Origin of the sequence: Cupriavidus sp. UYPR2.512 (assembly GCF_000379565.1) — a bacterium.
Classification (GTDB): domain Bacteria; phylum Pseudomonadota; class Gammaproteobacteria; order Burkholderiales; family Burkholderiaceae; genus Cupriavidus.
Genome location: NZ_KB903042.1, coordinates 19000 through 36920, shown reverse-complemented (window position 1 = coordinate 36920; position 17921 = coordinate 19000). Strand labels below are relative to the sequence as shown.

General features: G+C 67.2%; 18 protein-coding genes. 11 read left to right on the top strand and 7 right to left on the bottom strand.

Annotated features, from left to right (window positions below; genetic code table 11):
* Positions 1 to 91: 91 nt before the first annotated feature.
* The 3 genes from A3A5_RS0118985 to mpl are packed head-to-tail and all read right to left on the bottom strand — an operon-like array spanning position 92 to position 2724.
* Positions 92 to 709, bottom strand: coding sequence for a chorismate lyase (locus tag A3A5_RS0118985; RefSeq protein ID WP_018312118.1), 618 nt, complete (start codon positions 707 to 709; stop codon positions 92 to 94).
* A complete protein-coding gene (locus A3A5_RS0118980; protein ID WP_018312117.1) occupies positions 706 to 1320 on the bottom strand; it encodes a YqiA/YcfP family alpha/beta fold hydrolase in 615 nt (204 codons plus the stop codon). Before A3A5_RS0118980 ends, A3A5_RS0118985 begins: the two co-directional genes overlap by 4 nt.
* Positions 1321 to 1338: 18 nt before the next feature.
* Positions 1339 to 2724: a UDP-N-acetylmuramate:L-alanyl-gamma-D-glutamyl-meso-diaminopimelate ligase gene (mpl, locus tag A3A5_RS0118975; RefSeq protein ID WP_018312116.1), complete on the bottom strand. Its 1386-nt coding sequence runs from the start codon at positions 2722 to 2724 to the stop codon at positions 1339 to 1341.
* Between the two features lie 200 nt (positions 2725 to 2924).
* Here mpl and A3A5_RS0118970 point away from each other — a divergent pair, with 200 nt between their 5' ends.
* The 10 genes from A3A5_RS0118970 (at position 2925) to A3A5_RS0118925 (ending at position 11709) form a co-directional block, all read left to right on the top strand.
* Entirely contained in the window at positions 2925 to 3614 is a 690-nt protein-coding gene (locus A3A5_RS0118970) for a hypothetical protein (protein ID WP_026200911.1), read from the top strand.
* Between the two features lie 35 nt (positions 3615 to 3649).
* Positions 3650 to 4198, top strand: a complete 549-nt coding sequence (locus tag A3A5_RS0118965) for a TlpA disulfide reductase family protein (protein ID WP_018312114.1) — start codon at positions 3650 to 3652, stop codon at positions 4196 to 4198.
* Between the two features lie 196 nt (positions 4199 to 4394).
* Positions 4395 to 4892 carry a type II 3-dehydroquinate dehydratase gene (gene aroQ, locus A3A5_RS0118960; RefSeq protein ID WP_026200910.1) on the top strand — a complete coding sequence of 166 codons (498 nt, stop codon included), beginning with the start codon at positions 4395 to 4397 and terminating at the stop codon, positions 4890 to 4892.
* Positions 4893 to 5056: 164 nt separating this feature from the next.
* On the top strand, positions 5057 to 5518 hold the full coding sequence (accB, locus tag A3A5_RS0118955; RefSeq protein WP_018312112.1) for an acetyl-CoA carboxylase biotin carboxyl carrier protein: 462 nt from the start codon (positions 5057 to 5059) through the stop codon (positions 5516 to 5518).
* Between the two features lie 244 nt (positions 5519 to 5762).
* Entirely contained in the window at positions 5763 to 7115 is a 1353-nt protein-coding gene (accC, locus tag A3A5_RS0118950; protein WP_018312111.1) for an acetyl-CoA carboxylase biotin carboxylase subunit, read from the top strand.
* 43 nt (positions 7116 to 7158) lie between these two features.
* On the top strand, positions 7159 to 8061 hold the full coding sequence (gene prmA, locus A3A5_RS0118945) for a 50S ribosomal protein L11 methyltransferase (protein ID WP_026200909.1): 903 nt from the start codon (positions 7159 to 7161) through the stop codon (positions 8059 to 8061).
* A 9-nt stretch (positions 8062 to 8070) separates the two neighbouring features.
* Positions 8071 to 9540 (top strand): DUF3426 domain-containing protein, encoded by a 1470-nt coding sequence (locus A3A5_RS0118940; protein WP_018312109.1) that lies wholly within the window; start codon positions 8071 to 8073, stop codon positions 9538 to 9540.
* A gap of 99 nt (positions 9541 to 9639) precedes the next feature.
* Positions 9640 to 10140: a thiol peroxidase gene (gene tpx / locus A3A5_RS0118935; protein ID WP_018312108.1), complete on the top strand. Its 501-nt coding sequence runs from the start codon at positions 9640 to 9642 to the stop codon at positions 10138 to 10140.
* 143 nt (positions 10141 to 10283) lie between these two features.
* Positions 10284 to 11231 carry a carbohydrate kinase family protein gene (locus tag A3A5_RS0118930; RefSeq protein WP_018312107.1) on the top strand — a complete coding sequence of 316 codons (948 nt, stop codon included), beginning with the start codon at positions 10284 to 10286 and terminating at the stop codon, positions 11229 to 11231.
* Positions 11232 to 11268: 37 nt separating this feature from the next.
* Complete coding sequence (locus A3A5_RS0118925; protein ID WP_018312106.1) at positions 11269 to 11709, top strand: membrane protein; 441 nt, start codon at positions 11269 to 11271, stop codon at positions 11707 to 11709.
* Positions 11710 to 11995: 286 nt separating this feature from the next.
* Here A3A5_RS0118925 and A3A5_RS0118920 read toward each other — a convergent pair whose 3' ends face one another.
* Positions 11996 to 12583 carry a histone H1-like DNA-binding protein gene (locus tag A3A5_RS0118920; RefSeq protein ID WP_018312105.1) on the bottom strand — a complete coding sequence of 196 codons (588 nt, stop codon included), beginning with the start codon at positions 12581 to 12583 and terminating at the stop codon, positions 11996 to 11998.
* A gap of 1276 nt (positions 12584 to 13859) precedes the next feature.
* Positions 13860 to 14123 carry a hypothetical protein gene (locus A3A5_RS43460; RefSeq protein WP_157637260.1) on the bottom strand — a complete coding sequence of 88 codons (264 nt, stop codon included), beginning with the start codon at positions 14121 to 14123 and terminating at the stop codon, positions 13860 to 13862.
* Between A3A5_RS43460 and A3A5_RS0118915 the strand changes: the two genes are divergently transcribed.
* Positions 14112 to 14576: a DUF2147 domain-containing protein gene (locus tag A3A5_RS0118915; RefSeq protein ID WP_018312104.1), complete on the top strand. Its 465-nt coding sequence runs from the start codon at positions 14112 to 14114 to the stop codon at positions 14574 to 14576. The two genes, A3A5_RS43460 and A3A5_RS0118915, sit on opposite strands and share 12 nt — an antisense overlap.
* Before the next feature lie 135 nt (positions 14577 to 14711).
* Here the strand turns inward: A3A5_RS0118915 and A3A5_RS0118910 are convergent, their stop codons facing one another.
* Both A3A5_RS0118910 and A3A5_RS0118905 read right to left on the bottom strand, forming a co-directional pair.
* Complete coding sequence (locus tag A3A5_RS0118910) at positions 14712 to 16814, bottom strand: TonB-dependent siderophore receptor (RefSeq protein ID WP_026200908.1); 2103 nt, start codon at positions 16812 to 16814, stop codon at positions 14712 to 14714.
* Between the two features lie 157 nt (positions 16815 to 16971).
* The gene (locus A3A5_RS0118905) at positions 16972 to 17850 is read right to left on the bottom strand and encodes a LysR family transcriptional regulator (protein ID WP_018312102.1); all 879 of its coding nucleotides are present in this window, start codon (positions 17848 to 17850) and stop codon (positions 16972 to 16974) included.
* Between the last annotated feature and the right edge of the window lie 71 nt (positions 17851 to 17921).

Below are 17921 nucleotides of genomic sequence, written 5' to 3'. Positions count from 1 at the left end.
GGTCGCGGGCCGCTCCCTATGGATGCGGCCTGAGACCCGGAATGATACCGCACCCCGCTCCGGCGCCCCGGGCTCGCCGGGGCGCCGCAGGCTAAGAGCGACATGCGCGCAAATACTTTGGATGCGGAATCGCCTCGGTCCCCGGGGATGGCCGCGACAGCAGGTCTGGCAGGAACACTTCTGTCACGAGCATGACGCCGCTGCCGCGCCGGAACACCGAGCGCCGCGCCGGCAGCATGGGCAGTGCCGCCATGGCCGGCAGCACGCGCTGCAAGGGCTGGCGCAGCGGATGGTGCGGCAGCAGACGCGCAAACTGGAACGGCTCGCGCGCCACCGCCGGATCGACAAACAGCCGGCCGCCCAGGGGGCGCTCGCCCAGCCCGCGCAGAAACGGCCAGTCGCGGCGCGCATGGCGGCAGCGCACCACGGTATGGGCAAACACGGCGGGAATATCGTCGCAGATCAGCAGCACCTCGCGCGTCAGCGCGGGGGTGCGGTCGTGCTGGCCCAGCACCTGCCATTCATCGGCCAGCGGGCGCTGCGGGCGCTGCAGCAGGCGCGCCACGCGAAAGCGCTCCGACGCTGCCACCAGGCGCGCGGTCAGCGAGCCGTCGTCACCGGTCACCCAGCGCCGCAGGTTGGGCGTGATGGCTGCATCAAAGGCCAGGTGCGGGCTCCAGCCGCAGCGGCGCGCGGACTGCGCGCTCATGCCGGGCCTGTGCCTGCCGGCAACTTGCCGCCAGGACCATAGCCGCAGAAGGCGAGCACATCGTCGACGTAGTCGGCAAATTCGCTGATGCCGTGGTCGCTGCCCTCGATCACGCGGATGTTCGCGCCCGGGCAGGCCGCGACCATCTCACGGTAATCCAGCACCTCGTCGCCGGTGGCGGCGATCAGGTAATAGCGTTCGGGATCGGTGATGGTGTCCACGCGCAGGTCCAACAGCTCGTGCAGGTGGCGGCGCTCGACCATGACCGAACCGCCGCCGTGCCACAGCGGCTGTTCGCCCAGGTAGGTTTCCAGGTCGGTCCAGGGGTGGATGGCCGGATTGAGCAGCACGGTCCTGCAGCCATGGCGCTCGCCCAGCCAGCGCGCATAGAAGCCGCCCAGCGACGAGCCGACGATGGCGATCTCCTGGTCGCCGCCGGCCTGCGCGGCGCGGATCGTGGCTTGCGCCTGGGCAATGGCCAGTTCTGGTGAGACATTGAGCGTGGGGCAGGCGTAGTAGCGGCCCACGCCCCACTCGCGCATGCGCTCCTGCACCAGCCGGGCCTTGAACGACTGGGGCGAGGAGCGGAATCCGTGCAGGTACAGCAGCATGATGGTCCGTCCCGTCGATCAGCGCGCGGCGCCCTGGCTGAGCGCGTCCAGCAGCTTCTGGTGCACGCCGCCGAAGCCGCCGTTGCTCATCACCAGCACGTGGTCGCCCGGCTGCGCCGCGGCATGCACGGCCTGCACCAGCGCGCCCAGGTCCTGGAAGGCGGCAGCCTTGTCGCCCAGCGGCGCCAGCGATTCGGCCAGGTCCCAGCCCAGCGCATCCTTGCCGGCCGGGGCGCCGTAGCCGAACACCAGGTCGGCCTGCTCCAGGCTGGCCGGCAGCTGCGCCTTCATCACGCCCAGCTTCATGGTGTTGGAGCGCGGCTCCAGCACTGCCAGGATGCGGGCATCGCCGACGCGGCGGCGCAGCCCTTCCAGCGTGGTCTGGATCGCGGTCGGATGGTGGGCAAAGTCGTCATAGACCGTCACGCCGCCGGCCACGCCGCGCACTTCCATGCGGCGCTTGACGTTGGCAAAGCGGGACAGCGATTCGATCGCCTGCGCGGCCGGCACGCCCACATGACGCGCGGCGGCAATCGCCGCCAGCGCATTCATGCGGTTATGGGTGCCCTGCAGGTCCCACACCACAGTGCCCTGCACGGCATCGCCAAACCAGACGTCGAAGGCGTCCTTGCCGGGCGCGGCAGTAGCGACAGCATCACTTTCGCGCCAGTCGCCTACGCCAAACTGCTCGACCTCGCTCCAGCAGCCGCGCTCCAGCACGCGTGCCAGGCTTTCCTCAACGCCGTTGACGACGATCCGGCCCTGGCCGGGCACGGTGCGTACCAGGTGATGGAACTGGGTCTCGATCGCCGCCAGATCCGGGAAGATGTCGGCGTGATCGTATTCCAGGTTGTTCAGGATCGCGGTGCGCGGGCGGTAGTGGACAAACTTGCTGCGCTTGTCGAAGAAGGCGGTGTCGTACTCGTCGGCCTCGATCACGAAGAAGTCCGATTCGGTCACACGCGCCGAGATGCCGAAGTTCTGCGGCACCCCGCCCACCAGGAAGCCGGGATGGTAGCCGGCATCCTCCAGGATCCAGGCCAGCATCGACGTGGTGGTGGTCTTGCCGTGCGTGCCGGCCACCGCCAGCACCCACTTGCGCGCCAGCACGTGCTCGCCCAGCCATTGCGGGCCCGACACATAGGGCAGGTTGCGGTCGAGGATGGCCTCCATCAGCGGGTTGCCGCGCGAGACCACGTTGCCGATCACGAACAGGTCCGGCTCCAGTGACAGCTGGGCGGGGTCGAAGCCTTCGATGAGCTCGATCCCCTGGGCCTCGAGCTGGGTGCTCATCGGCGGGTAGACATTGGCATCGCAGCCGGTGACGCGGTGGCCGGCCTCTTTGGCCAGCACCGCCAGGCCGCCCATGAAGGTGCCGCAGATGCCAAGGATATGAATATGCATGGGTTCCCGGAAAGACTTGAAGCCCGCAGGCGTGGGGATTCGGCACCCGGCGTGGCGCGGCGGCACGGCGGCGTTTTCAGGCCGTGTCTTGTGGTGCATTGGCCGGGCAGGAAGCGTTCGATTGTACCCGAGCGCCCGCGGCATTCGCTGCACTGCGGCAGCGCGCACCGGTTGCGCGGGAGCCTCCGGTATCATGGGGCATGACCCGACGTACCGCTCCCGACCCCACCCGCCTGCGCGAGGAAATCGCCCAGGCTGCCGCCCGGATGATTGCCGAGGACGGTGCCGACTACGCCACCGCCAAGCGCAAGGCCGCTCGCCAGGTACTGGGCGAGCAGCGCGTGCCCGGCGAATGGCTGCCCGACAACGAACAGGTCGAAGCCGAGGTGCGCGCCTACCAGGCGCTGTTCCACGCCGACAGCCAGCCCCGCGTGCTGGCGCTGCTGCGCCGGCTGGCGGTCCTGGCCATGGAAGACCTGGCGGCGTTCCGGCCGTACCTGATCGGCGCCGTGCTCAACGGCACCGCCACCGAGCACTCCGATATCTATCTGCAGTGCTTCTGCGACAGCGCCAAGGATGCGACGCTGCACCTGATCAACGCGGGCGTGGATTTCGAGACCAGCGAGAGCCGGCATTTCGGCGGCCGCGGCGATGTCGAGACTCTCAGCTTCCTGTGGAAGGGCCAGTGGCCCGACCGCCGCGAGGCCCGGCTGCTCGCCGGCGAGGTGCGCGCGGAACTGGGTGCCCCAGTCGGCATCCATATTGCACTGTATGATGCCGTCGACGAACGCGGCGCCGTGCGTGCCGACGCCTCGGGGCGCCCGGCCCGCGCCGACGTGCAGGCGGTACGGGCGCTCATGGACGCGCCCGGCGATGCCGACCCGGCCTGACGCCCGCCCCTACTTCACTGGTCCAAGCCATCCCCATGACTGAAACCGTTCCCTCGCCCGCCCGCCGCTCCCGCCTCTGGCTGTGGATCACCTTGGCCGTGGTCGCCTGCGCCGCCGGCGCACTGGCCGGCCATTTCATGTTCTCGCCCAAGCCCGCCAGCGACCACGCGGTGGAAACCTTCTTCCAGACACGCCTGCCCGACGCGGCCGGCGCCGACCTGGACCTGGGCAAGCTGCGCGGCAAGACCGTAGTGATCAACTTCTGGGCGCCCTGGTGCGGGCCGTGTGTCGAGGAAATGCCGGAGCTGACTGCGCTACATGAGGAATACAAGAGCCGCCAAGTCGAGTTTGTCGGCATCGGCATCGATTCAGCCGCCAATATCCAGCAGTTCACCAGGAAGGTGCCGGTGGCCTATCCGCTCGCCGTGGCTGGTTTTGCCGGCACCGAGCTGTCGCGCAACTTCGGCAACAGCGCCGGCGGCCTGCCCTATACGGTGGTGATCAACCCGGACGGATCCGTGAAGTATCGCAAGATGGGACGGGTGACGGCCGAGGAACTGCGGGCCGTGCTGCCACGCGCCTGAGCGCATTCTTCCGCCAAGTTCGCTGAATTTCGGTTTTCTTCAGTGATTTGTTTCGCCGGAGCGCCAAAACGGCCGGAAAGTGCTTTAAGGGCCGCCAAAGCGGCCACAAGGTCGCCAAGCCTTGTATCGCACGCTAGACAAATCCCTCTAAGCTACGGTAATCTCCGCGCAATTTCGTTGATCTGGTCGAGCCGCCGTGACTGCAACCCGCTCCATCCGTCGCTCAGCCCGCTACCGCAAGGTGCTGGTCCTGCATGGGCCCAACCTGAACCTGCTGGGCACGCGCGAGCCGGAAACCTACGGGCACACGACGCTTGCCGATATCGACGCGGCCCTGGCCGAAGGCGCGACCAAAGCCGGCGTTTCGCTGGATACGTTCCAGTCCAACCATGAGGGGGCACTGGTCGACCGCATCCACGCCGCACGCGCGGAAGGGGTCGAGTTCATCATCATCAACCCGGCTGCCTACACGCACACCAGCGTGGCGCTGCGCGATGCCCTGGCCGGCGTGGCGATCCCGTTCGTCGAGGTGCACCTGTCCAACGTGCACCGGCGCGAAAGCTTTCGCCACCATTCCTATTTCTCCGACGTGGCGGTCGGGGTGATCTGCGGGCTTGGCTGGCGCGGTTACCTGCTGGCGCTGGACTATGTGCTGGGCCAGGAGCAGGCGCCACCCGAGAGTTCGGGGAGCTGAACTCCCAAGATTTTTTTGACAACCTGCGCGCGCCGCCCGGCGGCCTGCGCCCGTTGGCGTGCCTCGGCACGACGGGCGTGGATTTCCGGCGGCCGGCAACACGATTCTTCCGCCGCGGCCCGTCCCGGGCAGCGGCCGGATAACCCGATTCAGGAGGATAAAAGATGGACCTGCGCAAGCTGAAGACGCTTATCGACCTGGTGGCCGAATCCGGCATCTCCGAGCTGGAAGTCACCGAAGGCGACGGCAAGGTACGCATCGTCAAGCAACCGCCGCAAATCATCGCCGCGCCGATGGCCATGCCGCAGATGCAGGCGCTGCCGCCCGCTGCGGCCGCCGCACCGGCTGGTGCCGTGGCCCCGGTTGCAGAGCCCGCCGCCCAGCTGCCCGCCGGCCATGTGGTGACCTCGCCGATGGTGGGCACGTTCTACCGCGCGCCGTCGCCGGGCGCGGCGCCGTTTGTCAACGTCGGCGACTCGGTCAAGGAAGGCCAGACCGTCTGCATCATCGAAGCCATGAAGCTGCTCAACGAAATCGAGTGCGACAAGGCCGGCGTCATCAAGGAAATCCTGGTCGAGAACGGCCAGGCCGTCGAATACGGCCAGCCGCTGTTCGTCATCGGCTGATCCTGACCGGCATGCCACGCCGCACGCTGCCATCGGCCACGCAAGCGGCCCGCAGCAGCACCCGCGCGGCATGTCATGGCGTTGTTTGGCGCCAGGGACGTTGTGGGCTTCGCGGCCCGTTCCGTGCAGTTCCATGCAGTTCCGCGCAGTATGGCGGCCACGGCGGCGACCGCCCCCGGGCCGTGCGCCCGGCGTGCCGTTGCGGCGCGCAGCGGGACCGCTACTGTTCTCGCAGAGAGAGACCATGTTTGAAAAAATTCTGATCGCGAACCGCGGCGAAATCGCTCTTCGCATCCAGCGCGCCTGCCGCGAACTGGGCATCAAGACGGTCGTGGTGTACTCCGAGGCCGACAAAGAGGCCAAGTATGTACGCCTGGCAGACGAAGCCGTCTGCATCGGCCCGGCCCCATCGCCGCTGTCGTACCTGAACATGCCGGCCATCATCTCGGCCGCCGAAGTGACCGACGCGCAAGCCATCCACCCCGGCTACGGCTTTCTGTCCGAGAACGCCGATTTTGCCGAGCGCGTGGAGAAATCCGGCTTCGTCTTTATCGGCCCGACCGCCGACAGCATCCGCCTGATGGGCGACAAGGTGTCGGCCAAGCAGTCCATGATCAAGGCCGGCGTGCCGTGCGTGCCCGGCTCCGACGGCGCCCTGCCCGACGACCCGAAGGAAATCCTGGCCACCGCGCGCCGCGTGGGCTACCCGGTGATCATCAAGGCCGCCGGCGGCGGCGGTGGCCGCGGCATGCGCGTGGTGCACACGGAAGCCGCGCTGATCAACGCCGTCAACATGACGCGCGAAGAGGCCGGCCGCGCCTTCGGCAATCCCGAGGTCTACATGGAGAAGTTCCTTGAGAACCCGCGCCATGTGGAAATCCAGATCCTCGCCGACCAGCACCGCCAGGCGATCTGGCTGGGCGAGCGCGACTGCTCGATGCAGCGCCGCCACCAGAAGGTGATCGAGGAAGCGCCCGCACCGCACATTCCGCGCCGCCTGATCGAGCGCATCGGCGACCGCTGCGCCGAGGCCTGCAAGAAGATGGGCTATCGCGGCGCCGGCACTTTCGAGTTCCTGTACGAGAACAACGAGTTCTACTTCATCGAGATGAACACGCGCGTGCAGGTCGAGCACCCGGTCACCGAGATGATCACCGGCATCGACATCGTGCAGGAGCAGATCCGCATCGCCTTCGGCGAGAAGCTGCGCTTGCGCCAGAAGGACGTGCAGTTCCGCGGCCACGCGATCGAATGCCGCGTGAACGCCGAGGACCCGTTCAAGTTCACGCCGTCGCCGGGCCGCATCACCGCCTGGCACATGCCCGGCGGCCCGGGTGTGCGGGTCGACTCGCACGCGTATGATGGTTACTTCGTCCCGCCTAACTACGATTCGATGATCGGCAAGATCATCACTTACGGCGCCACGCGCGAGCAGGCCATTGCCCGCATGCGTATCGCGCTGTCGGAAATGGTGGTGGACGGGATCCAGACCAACGTGCCGCTGCACCGCGAGCTGATGATGGATGCCAATTTCGTTGAAGGCGGCACCAGCATCCACTACCTCGAGCATCGCCTGGCCGAGCGCGCGAAGGCCTGACGCAACGTTACCCGCAATACACAAGCAGCAAGCAAGGAAGCCCGTGGCATTTCAGGAATGTGTGATCGAAGTGGCGCAGGACCAGGCCGAAGCCTGGTCTGATGCCCTGTTCGACCTCGGCGCGCTGTCGGTCTCGGTGGAAGATGCCGATGCCGACACGCCCGACGAGCAGCCGCTCTTTGGCGAGCCCGGGCTGGAACCGAAGCAACTCGCGTGGAACCGCTCGCGCGTGGTCGCGCTGTTCGGCGACGATGCCGATCCGGCCGTGGTGGTGGCGGCAGCCGCCAACCAGCTGGGCATCGAGCCGGTGCCGGCATACCAGTTGCGCGCGGTCGAGGACCAGGACTGGGTGCGGCTGACGCAATCCCAGTTCGAGCCGATCCGCATCGGCGAGCGCATCTGGGTGGTGCCGTCGTGGCATGACGCCCCCGAGCCCGATGCCGTGGTGCTGGAGCTCGACCCGGGCCTGGCCTTCGGCACCGGCAGCCATCCCACCACGCGGCTGTGCATGCAGTGGCTGGAGCAGAACCTGAAGCCGGGCGAAACCGTGCTCGACTACGGCTGCGGCTCCGGCATCCTGGCCATCGTGGCGCGCAAGCTGGGCGCGGGCGACACCGTCGGCATCGACATCGATCCCAACGCGGTGGAAGCGTCGCGCTACAACGCCGAGCGCAACCGGGTGGAAGCCTCGTTCGCGCTGCCCGAATCGGTGTCCGAGGCCAGCTACGACCTGGTGGTCGCCAATATCCTGTCCAATCCGCTCAAGCTGATGGCCGCCATGCTGAGCGCGCGCGTGCGCGCCGGCGGACGGCTGGTGCTGTCCGGCGTGCTGGAGCGCCAGGCGGATGAAGTCGCCGCGGCCTACGCGCCCTGGCTGCCGCTGACGGTGTGGCGCAGCGAGGAAGGCTGGGTGTGCCTGCATGGCACCCGCGGCACCCGTCCCTGATTCACACCGATGGCCGCCGTCAAGCTAGTCACGCGCTGCCCGGCCTGCCGCACCGCCTTCCGGCTGGTCGCCGACCAGCTGCGCCTGCGCCAGGGCCTGGTGCGCTGCGGCCAGTGCGAAACGGTGTTCGACGCGCGCGAGCACCTGATCGAGATTCCGCTGCCGACCGACGCTGCGTCATCGGCATCATCGGCGCCGTCCGCAGCAGCTTTACCGGGAGCATCTCCCGCGTCCTCGGCGCCCCCCGTATCGGCTGACGCCGCGCCTGCGCCGCAGCCTGCCTTCACCCCGACCATCGACCCCGGCTATGACGTGCCGGCGCTGGATGCGCCGACGATGCTGATGTCGTCGCCGGAGGACATGGCCATGCCGGCACCCGCCGGCATGGAAGACGCCGAGATCGAGCAGGCGCTGCGCGAAGCCAACGACGCCGTCGCCCATCGCGATGCACGCGACGCAGAACGCCAGGCTGCCGGCCCGGATGCGGCTGAGCCCGCCCCCGTCACGGCACCGGAGCAAGCCGAGGATACGCCGGCACAACCGGCCTCCGCGCCCGCCTGGCCGGCACTCGATCACGGCGCGCTCGATACCCCCGCCGCACCGGCGGCACCCCCGGCCACTGCGGCAACACCAGCAACACCGGCAGCGCCGCAATCCGCCGACGCCGATGCCGCGCCAGTGGCACCCGCTGCCAGCATCCCCAGCGCAAGCGAGTTCCTGCGCGCGGCGTCAGCCGATGCCGGGCCCGAGCCGACCGCGTGGCCGGAGGACGCATCGGCCCGCCCCGCCGCCTCGCCCGCCCCACCCACCGTTGGCGACGACGACAACGCCCCCGACACCGGCCAGCCCTTCAGCGTCACCGGCGGCGCCGTCGCGCGCGAGCAGACCACGCGCCGCTGGGCGCGCACCGAAGCACCGGCCGGCCCGGTCTTCGCCCCCGACTTCCTGCGCCATGCGCGTGAGCGCGAGCGCGAACGCCAGCCCCGCAAGCCAGTGGCCGTGTCCCGCTCCGCCTGGCGCGTGGCCGCCGTGGTGCTTGCCATCGCCGCGGCCGTGCAAGTGGTCTACCTGGCACGCAGCCAGCTGGCCGGCCAGTTCCCGATACTGCGCCCGGCACTCGAGGCCGCCTGCGCGCCGCTGGGCTGCGACGTGCCGCCGTGGCGCGACATCGATGCGCTGCGCATCGAGACCTCGCAGCTGCAGCGCCAGGATGAAGACGGCGACACCTACCAGCTGGCGGTCACGCTGCGCAACCTGGGCCGCGCCAGCACCGCCCTGCCCGCGATCGAGCTGGTGATGACCGACCTGCAGGACCAGTTGCTGCTGCGCCGGGTGCTGCAACCCGCGGAGTACCTGGAGCCGTCGCAAAAGGCCTTTGCCGCGCAGGGTCTTCGCGCGGGCATGGAGCTGCCGGTTCGGGTACGATTCCGGACGCAGCAGGCGCCAGCCAACTATCGCGTGCTGATTTTTTACCCCTGAATTCCCGGCCCGCCGCCGGACCGAATCCGAGCCCGGCGGCAGGCCGCGCCCCCCGCTCCGGACACGAACCGGAAATCCATCAGACAACAAGGAGCAGACATGAGCAACGTCACCCTCGGCGGCAACGCCATCGAAGTCGCAGGCAAGTTCCCGCAAGCCGGCGACAAGGCCCCCGCCTTCTCGCTGGTCGGCAAGGACCTGAAGGACGTCACGCTGGCCGACTTCGCCGGCAAGCGCAAGGTGCTGAACATCGTCCCGAGCCTGGATACCCCGGTGTGCCAGGCCTCCGCGCGCAAGTTTAATGAAGCCGCCAGTGGCCTCGCCAACACCGTGGTGCTGACGATCTCGGCCGACCTGCCGTTCGCCATGGGCCGCTTCTGCACGGCTGAAGGCCTGGCCAACGTGGTACCGCTGTCGACCATGCGCGGCGCCGAGTTCAAGGGCAACTACGGCGTGGACATCAAGACCGGCCCGCTGGCCGGCGTGACCGCCCGCGCCGTGGTGGTGCTCGACGAGAACGATACCGTCAAGTACAGCCAGCTGGTGCCCGAGATCAAGAGCGAGCCGGACTACGACGCCGCCCTGGCCGCGCTGAAGTAATCAGCGGCCCGCCCGGGAACCCGCGCGTTCCCGGACGGCAGCGGCCGCCCGCATCCCGGGGCGGCCGCTTTTTGTTTTCTGCCTGACCGATACTGCCCGCAAGGGCTCCGTTCCACCCAATTACCCCAACACCTGGAGAGAGCATGGCCAGCCTGATCTGCGGCTCCGTCGCCTACGACACCATCATGACGTTCGACGGACGCTTCCGTGAACACATCCTGCCGGACCAGATCCACATGCTGAACGTCTCGTTCCTGGTGCCCGGCATGCGCCGCGAGTTCGGCGGCTGCGCCGGCAACATCGCCTACACGCTGAAGATGCTGGGCGGCGATCCCGTGGTGATGGCCACCGTCGGCACCGATGCCGAACCCTACCTGGACTACCTGCGCAAGCTGGAGATCCCCACCGGCCACATCCGCGTGCTGGCGGAGACCTTCACGGCGCAGGCCATGATCACCACCGACCTGGACAACAACCAGATCACTGCCTTCCACCCTGGCGCAATGAGCCAGTCGCAGCTGAACAACGTCAAGGATGCGCTGGGCGGCGCCAGCACGCCGGGCCTTGGCATCGTCGCGCCCGACAGCCGCGAGGGCATGCTGCACCACGCGCGCCAGTTCGCCGAGGCCGGCGTGCCGTTCATCTTTGACCTGGGTCAGGCCATGCCCCTGTTCAACGGCGAAGACCTGCGCGAGTTCGTTGAACTCGCCAGTTACGTGACAGTCAATGACTACGAGGCGCAGGTCCTGCTGTCCCGTACCGCCTGGACCAGCGCCGAGGTTGCCGCCAAGGTCCGTGCCTTCATCGTCACGCACGGCGAGCGCGGCGCCAGCATCTTTGCCGATGGTCGCCAGTACGCGATTCCGGCCGTTGCGGCCGAGCGCATCGTGGACCCGACCGGGTGTGGCGACGCCTTCCGTGGCGGCCTGCTTTACGGCATTGAAAACGGATTAGACTGGGAAACGACTGGCCGCCTGGCATCGCTGATGGGTTCGGTCAAGATCGCGCAACAGGGTCCGCAGAACCACTGGTTGTCGCGCGAGGAAATCGGCAACCGGTTCCAGTCTGCATTCGGGTACCGCTACGCCTGACCTGCGGCCGGCGCGTGGCTTCTTTTCGGGAAACAACATGAATAACAAGCTACGTGGCGGTGCCGTTGCCGTCCTTGCCGTCACCGTCCTGGTTGCCGGCTGCGCTACGCAATCCAACTCCAACAGCGTCTATGGCACGGGCCAGGCGCAGCGCGAACAGACCGTGCGCTACGGCGTGGTCGAAGGCATCCGCGAGGTCACCATCCAGGGTAACCAGAGCGGCGCCGGCACGCTGGCCGGCGGTGCCATCGGCGGCGGCAACGGCGCGGTGGCAGCCGGGATCCTTGGCGCGGTGCTCGGCGGCATTGCCGGCAGCGCGGCCGAGAACAAGATCAACCAGCGCCGCGGGCTGGAAATCACCGTGCGCCTGGAAAACGGCGAGATGCGCGCGATCACGCAGGAGGCGGACGAAGCCTTCCGCCCTGGCGAGCGCGTGCGGCTGCTGTCCTCAGGCGGGCTGACCCGGGTCACGCACTGAGCCCTCGTGGCCCCGCAGGGCCGCGCCAGGGCGCAACAATGCGCGCCGCACCCGCAAGGGTCGCGGCGCTTTTTCTTTTCGGCTTTGCAATTCCGTAACAGTGGCGGACCGCCCCCGCCCGCAGGCGCGCGTCCATGAAAAAACCCGCCGGGCGGATGCCATCGGCGGGTCAGCAAGACCTGGTGTCTTGCGGACCGGATACACAGTATCCGGTCATGCGGGCACGCGCTGCGTGCCGGTGCGGTTCCTTGCGGAACGCGTAAGGTCCACTCCGTGGCGGAGCAGCTTACGGACGGTTGCCCGTCGGGAACGGCCAGGCAGCGGCCGGGTTCAGCGCGGTCTTGGCAGCCGAAGCGGGAGCAACGGCAGGGGCCGCGGCAGGCTTGGCGGCAGCCTTCTTGGCAGCCGGCTTCTTGGCAGCAGCCTTCTTGGCAGCCGGCTTCTTCGCGGCAGCCTTCTTGGCCGGTGCAGCCTTCTTGGCAGCAACCTTCTTCACTGCAGCCTTCTTGGCCGGAGCCTTCTTGGCAACAGCCTTCTTGGCAACAGCCTTCTTGGCCACGACCTTCTTGGCGGCTACCTTCTTCACCGCGGCCTTCTTGGCCGGTGCCTTCTTGGCTGCAACCTTCTTGGTCGCGACCTTCTTGGCGGCTACCTTCTTCACCGCGGCCTTCTTGGCCGGGGCCTTCTTGGCGGCTGCCTTCTTGGCCGGTGCTGCCTTCTTGGCGGCGACCTTCTTCACAGCGGCCTTCTTGGCCGGTGCCTTCTTGGCGGCCGGTGCTGCCTTCTTGGCGGCGACCTTCTTCACAGCAGCCTTCTTGGCGGCCGGCTTGGCGGCCTTCTTAGCCGCCGGCTTTTTCTTTGCAGCAGTTGCCATGGATAACTCCTTCACTAGAGAGTGAATATCGAATGACCTAAGTTGGCGACCCGACCGACCCGAGGCGCGCTACAGCAGCGCGGCCCCAGTCGAGCGAGCGATTCATCGGCGTGCGGCCCGACCACTGCTGCACGCTAATGAATTCGGTTGCAGGCGCACCGCCCCTAGCGGTGACTTGGCGGCCGGAGCGAGCCCGCAAGCGGGTCTCGGGCACGTGCCGCGCCCTGGAATATTCGATCAGCCCGCACCGCCCGTTGAGCCGGCGCACGGCCAGAAATGAGGAGATATCGGACAGCTGGCCTGCGGTGCGGGCTTGGCCTCGCGCACGGCAGGCGGCATTCATTCGGTGGTAGCGGGTCCAACCCGTTAATGGACCAAGGGAGACTGCACGCGTTTTAAGAAGCCGGTCCGGCCTGGTCTGCGTCAAAGTTCTCGTGCTCCTCAGCTACTACCTTCGTCACTGCATCGAAGCGCGCATCGCGCTCGTCGTTCCATCTTGCTTCCTGCTTCTCTGCAATGAAGTGAGACTCTTGTCAAGGCGAATCATAATTCGTTTGCACGATGATGTTAAGAAAAAAGTGCAAAAAAACTTGCCTGCATGTATCGCTCGAACTAGTTCTCACGCGCGGTGTCACGAAGACGTTGCCGATAGCATCGCAACGCGTCGCTCGCACGCTGGTGCGGATGCGCGTTGCGCACGCTCGCACACGCAGCGCGACACCCCATCGCACACTCCGCGCATCGCAGCTTTTACACACCGCGACAAACCCCGACGACCCGCATCGCAACGCGCGCCTGACGATTGCGCGATGCCGCTGCGCGCGACCTCGCGTTTTCCGAAAAGCCGCATGGACAAAGGCTTTGCGGGCGATGCACCGATACGCGTGCGGCAGCCGTCGACTGGCGCGGACACGTTCCTGAACGCGCGCGCGCCGCGCTGCGCGACACACGCTCTGCATGCTTTACATCCATCGGCAACGCACGCACGCGCCGCCATGCGACCAAGCGTCGGCCATGCCCGCTTCACGCTTCGCGCGACACCTTCGCACACACCGTCCAAGAGTGATGCGTGCACGCAACGGTTTGCATCGACGCAACAGCGCGAAGGCATCGCGAGGTCATCAAAGCGTTGCGATCGAGCCAAGCCGCGACGCTCGCGAAGCATCGCGGCAACACTTCGGCAGCCGCTTCGATCAAGCCATCGGCATGCGTGTTCAATCCGCGCGCTTGCCGTGCGATTCGGATCGCGCGCGCCGTGCCTCGCGTCGTCGCTCTTTCACCCTCGCCAATCGCCGCACCACTCACCTCGCCCTGCCGGCAGCGCGTCGTACGTCCGCTTGGAGGATTGCTTCAGCGCCCGCCCGCCGCTGCATTTTGCTGCATCACAATAACCCGCAAACGGCAGCTGCATGCGGCTTTGCGGGTAGCAGGCGAGGGCGGCGGAAAGACGCGCGCCGCGCCGCGCCGGATTGCGGCGCGGCTCCGGCGCCAGTAGATTGGCGTGGCTACGAATCTCAAAGGAGACATCATGCGCATCCATTCCCCCCTTGCTTCGACCCTGCGCGCCGCCGTGCTTGCCGCCACCCTGCTCGGCAGCGCCGCGGCAATGGCGCAGGCCACGCCCAGCGGCATGTGGAAGACCATCGACGACAACACCGGCAAGCCGCGCGGGCTGGTGGAGATCACCGAGAAGAACGGCGTCTTCAGCGGACGCCTGGTCAAGACCTTCGTCGAGAGCGACGGCAAGCCGCGCGTGTGCGACAAGTGCACCGACGCACGCAAGGACCAGCCCGTCATCGGCATGACCATCCTCTCTGGCCTGCGCAAGACCGGCGACAACGAGTGGAGCGGCGGCGAGATCCTGGACCCGGAGAACGGCAAGGTCTACAAGAGCAAGATGTCGCTGGCCGACGACGGCAACAAGCTCAGCGTGCGCGGCTTCATCGGCATCAGCCTGATCGGCCGCACCCAGACCTGGGAACGTGACCACTGACCCTGCCGGCACGGCGCAGGACTCAGGGTTTCTCCGGGGCATGCCGTTGCGTGTCCCAGCCGAAGGAGAAACGGCAGTCGAAAAAAAACCGGGCGGTTCATCACCGCCCGGTTTTTTTGTCCACGATGCTGCGCTTTACATCCGGTAGCGCAGGGTGGCCATCACGCTGCGCGGAGCGCCGGGCATGTTGAGGTTGGCATTCGAACCATGCGCCGAGACGATGTAGCTCTTGTTGAACAGGTTATACAGGTTCAACTGCGCCTCGAACGGGCCATGGCGGTACCAGGCCATCATGTCCGCCGTGACGTAGCCCGGCAGCGTGACGGTATTGGCCGGGTCGGCCATCCGCGCGCCGACCAGGTTCAGGCCGCCGCCGATGCCAAAGCCGTTGCCCAGCGTCTTGGTCAGCCAGACATTGCCGGAATGGCGCGGCGTCAGCGTGGCGCGCTTGCCCTGCAGGGCTGGCGAGGACTTGGTGACCACCGCATCCAGATAGGCATAGCCAGCCAGCACGCGCCAGCCACTGCCGAGTTCGGCGGCGCCGCTCAGCTCCACGCCGTCGGTGCGCTGCTCGCCGATCGGGATCAGCGTGTTGTTGACGCTGGAAACCTTGACGTTGCTACGCTCCAGCCGGAACACCGAAATCGTCGTGCTTGCCTTGCCGTCGAGCCAGTCGTACTTGGCGCCGACCTCGGCATTGTTGGTCGTTTCGGGCGCCAGATCGGCGTTGTTGGTTGCCAGCGCGAAGGCTTCACCCGACGGCTGGAACGACCGGCTCCAAGACACGTAATACGACTGCACCTTCGACGGCTGCCAGACCAGGCCTGCACGCGGGCTCCAGGCGTTGTCGGTACGCGACAGGTTCTTCTGGCCTGCCAGGCGCTGTTCCGTGTCCTGCTGGAAGTTGTCGTATCGCACGCCGAGCAGCGCCTTCCACTGTTCGGTGAAGGTGATCATGTCCTGGGTGTAGAACGCCAGGGTCTTGGCGATACCCAGATTACTGGTGGCAGGCGTGCCACCCACCAGGCGCGGCAGCGTGGGCAGCACCGGGTTGAACAGATCGAACGTGCCTGGCACGGCCTTCGAATAGTTGACCAGATCCTTGTTCTGCTGGCCGATCTCCATCCCGTAAAGGATTTCGTGCTTCGTACCGAAGATCGTCGCCTTCTGCGTCAGGTCCGTCTGGTTGAACCAGCCGTGCTCCTCGCGGTAGACGTTGGAGTGCGACATCGTCAGCCGCTGTGTCACCTCGTTGACCGAGCTGGTCAGCGTGTTATTGCGATCCAGCGAGTAGTGGTAGTACCGCGTGGCGTTGCGGATCGACCAGTCGTCGTTGAAGCGATGGTTGATCGTGGCAGTGCCCGAGTACACACGCGACTGGCTATAGTCGGCATCGCGCGCATTGGCCGCGCCGTAGTAGCGCGAGGCCGGCACGTCCACCGGGCGCCCCTTGTAGGCCGGGATGCCGAAATCGGTCACGCGGCGGTCTTCCAGGTAGTCGGCCTGCAGCAGGACCGTCGTTTCCGGTGCCAGGCGCAGCTCCAGCGACGGCGCGATCGCCGAGCGGTCCAGGAACTGCTGCGAGCGGTAGCTGTTGGCCTTCTCCACCGCACCGGTCACGCGGAAGGCGGCGGCGCCGTCGGCGAACACGCGGCCCACGTCGGCTTCGGCGCGGCGGTCGGCCCACATGCCGTAGCTCAGCGCGAAGTCGGTGACGTCGATGCCCGGCTTCTTGGTCACGCGGTTGATCAGGCCGCCCGACGAACCGCGGCCGTACAGCACCGCTGCCGGTCCCTTGATGACTTCGACGCGGTCGACGTTGGACAGGTCGCGGAAGTACAGCGCATCGTCACGGATGCCGTCGACGAACTGGTCGGCGATGGCGCTGAAGCCGCGGATCGACACCTGGTCGCGCTGGCCGTCGCCGGTGGAGAACGACACGCCCGGCACGTTTTTCAGCGCATCCTGCATCGAAGTGGCGTGCTGGTCGCGCATGACATCGGCAGTGACCACGTTGACGGTCTGGGGGATGTCGCGCAGCGGCGCCTCGGTCTTGGTCGCGCTGACCGCATTGGGCGGGTTATAGCCGGTGCCAAGCTCGCGGCCGGCATCGGCCCTGACCGTGACCTCGGGCAACTGCGCCGAAGCGTCTGGCGCGGCCTGGGCCCACGTCAGCATCGGTTGAAATACGAAGCTCCCCGCCACCGCGGCACAGATCGGGTGAAGTTTTATTCTCATTTCACTGTAATCGGCTGTAATAGTTTTGAAAACGCGAGCGCATTATCGATTACAGGATTGCCAGGGTCAACGAGATTGCGAATTATTCTTATTCCCGATCAATATATGTTGCATTGATCACAAACTGGAGCTGTGCAAGCGCATTTCCTGCCATTTGCTACCTCAACTGCCCGGCAAGTGCATCGCGCGCCTCGGCGATCAAGCCTGATTCGCCGCGCCGGCCGGGCAACAGGAAAAACTCCGCCTCGGGCAGCCGCGGCAAGGCCAGCCGGGCGATGCTGGCGGCATCCAGCGGCGCCACGCCGGGGCCGATTGCCGACGCATTCAGGCACGACAATCCCAGCCCCGCTGCCAGCGCCAGGTGCAGCCCCGCGACGCCCGACGCCGAGTGCGCAACCACGAACGGCAGCCGCTTGCGCAGCAGCAGCTGCACCACGTACTGATGCAGCGAGCAGGTGTCGGGCAGCAGCACCAGCGGCAGCGTGGCGGGCAGGCTCTCGGCCTCGGCGGGCGCGGCGACCCAGGCCAGCGGCTCGCGCCGCAGCACCGTGCCGCGCGTGCCCGCGCCCTGCCCGCGGGTGCCGGGCAGGCGCATGCTGAGGCCGATATCGAAGGTGTCCATCTCCGCCGCGGCATCGATCGCCGCGCTCTTCATCACCGTCACGTGCAGGCGCAGGTACGGGTAGCGCTCGCGCAGGCGCCGCAGCATGCCGGCGATCTCGCCCGGGCGGAAGTAGTCGGTCACGGCCAGCCGCAGTTCGCCCGCCAGCGCGTGGCCGCGCAGCTCCTGCAGGGCCAGCTCGTTCAGCGCCAGGATGCGCCGCGCGTGTTCCAGCAGCCGCTCCCCGGCCGGCGTCGGCACCGCCCCATGACGGCCGCGCGACAGCAGCGGCACCCCGGCGCGCTCCTCCAGCTTGCGCAATTGCTCGCTGACCGAGGACTGCGACAGGAACAGCCTGGGCGCCGCCGCCGACAAGCTGCCGCTGTCCGCGACCGTGACAAAGGTGCGCAACTGGTCGGTTTCGAATCCACGCATGGCAAGGCTCCGGCAAGGGTGGCATTCCTTCGGATAACCCGATGGTCCACATCGGATATTCCCGCTTTTCC